This is a genomic window from Kribbella albertanoniae (assembly GCF_004348455.1).
Taxonomy (GTDB): domain Bacteria; phylum Actinomycetota; class Actinomycetes; order Propionibacteriales; family Kribbellaceae; genus Kribbella; species Kribbella albertanoniae.
On record NZ_SMKA01000576.1, the window covers coordinates 1 to 643 of the forward strand.

General features: G+C 69.8%; 1 protein-coding gene. It reads right to left on the bottom strand.

Features of this window, described 5'->3' with window-relative positions; all coding sequences use genetic code 11:
• Positions 1 to 23: 23 nt before the first annotated feature.
• Positions 24 to 643 (bottom strand): hypothetical protein (locus E1261_RS44985; protein WP_132416522.1); only part of this gene is annotated, 620 nt, incomplete at its 5' end.

The following is a 643-nucleotide window of genomic DNA, read 5'->3' on the forward strand; positions in this document are numbered from 1 at the left end:
GGAGTGGGGTGGGGAGGGTCGGGTCAGTGGCGGACTGCGGCGGTGCCGGCTGAGTAGTGCTGGAGGGCCTGGTCTATGACGTGGACTGGCTGGTCCAGGGCTTTGACCAGGAACATGCCGATGGGGTGCAGGAGGGGGCTGGGCTTGACTACCGCGCGTACCGCGGGCTGGTCGAGGCCGCGGACTCCGGCCGTGGTGGCGCCTACCCCCGGAGCGAGGGCCAGCTCGAGCATGTACTGGCCGAAGAGCTTCTTCTGGCGGAAGCCTTGGACGGTTCCCCAGGGGAGCATCACCGGGTAGCCGGCGCCGTCGCAGGCGAGTTCGAGACCGCGTTCGGACATCCGCATCGCGACCGGTTGGAGCGGGAAAGCGGCGTACCAGCGTTGGCGCTCGGCGTCGAGGCGGAGGGCGAGCACGGTACTGACGACCAGTGGCAGCATGGCCAGGATCAGCAGCAGCGCGAACGGCCAGAGCCCCGAGTAGCGCAGCGTCACCAGCACGTAGACCGCGCCAACGATGCCGATGGCGCCGATCCCCAGCGTCGCCCAGGCACCCCGGCGCAACACCGTGCTGACAATCTCCCGCCGCCGCATCACCGCCTGCCGGTCAACCCCGACGACGAACCCCGCCTCCTCGCTCATCC